General features: G+C 51.7%; 2 protein-coding genes. Both read right to left on the bottom strand.

Annotation, left to right across the window (positions count from 1 at the left end; translation table 11 throughout):
• The coding region (locus E1963_RS23940; RefSeq protein WP_201272114.1) for a hypothetical protein at positions 1-196 on the bottom strand (196 nt) is incomplete at its 3' end.
• Between the two features lie 84 nt (positions 197-280).
• On the bottom strand, positions 281-557 hold a 277-nt coding region (locus E1963_RS23935; RefSeq protein ID WP_201272113.1), incomplete at its 5' end, for a hypothetical protein.

Genomic DNA, 557 nt, shown 5'->3' with positions numbered 1-557 from the left:
CCTCCCCCTCTCTTTTCTTTCCTCTCTCTCTTCCCTTTCCTCTCCCTTCTTTTTTCTCCCTTCTTGCCTTTTCTTCTCCCTCCTTTTCTTCTTTTCCTTCTTCCTTCCCCTCCCTTTCTCCTTCCTCTCCCCCCCCTCCCCTTCCCTCTCCTTCCCCTCCTTTCCCCTCCTGCTCCTCCTCCCGGCGGAGGCACAAGAACTCCTCTCTTCTTTTCTTCCCTCCCCCTTCTCTCTCTTCCTTTTTTTCTTTCTTTTCTCTCTCCTCCTCTCTTCTTCCTTCCTAAGAGTGCTTTCTTTCCCTCTCCCCTCCCCTTTCTTCTCCCCTTTCCCCTCCTCCCCTCTTTCCCCCTCCCTTTTCCTCCCCCCTTCTCCCTCCCTTCCTTCTCTTCTTCCTTTCCTTCCTTTTTTCCTCAGCTTCCCTCTTTTCCTTCTTCTCCCCTCTTCTTCTCCTCTTCCTCCTTTCTGGATTCGTCCCTTCCGATCTCAGCCATCGAGCATTTCTCTCTTTTCCTTCTTCTTTCTTCCTCTTCTCTTCCCTCCTCCCCTTCTCTGATAGA

It is taken from the genome of Extibacter muris (assembly GCF_004345005.1).
Lineage (GTDB): Bacteria > Bacillota > Clostridia > Lachnospirales > Lachnospiraceae > Extibacter > Extibacter muris.
This window is presented reverse-complemented; position numbering and strand designations above follow the sequence as displayed.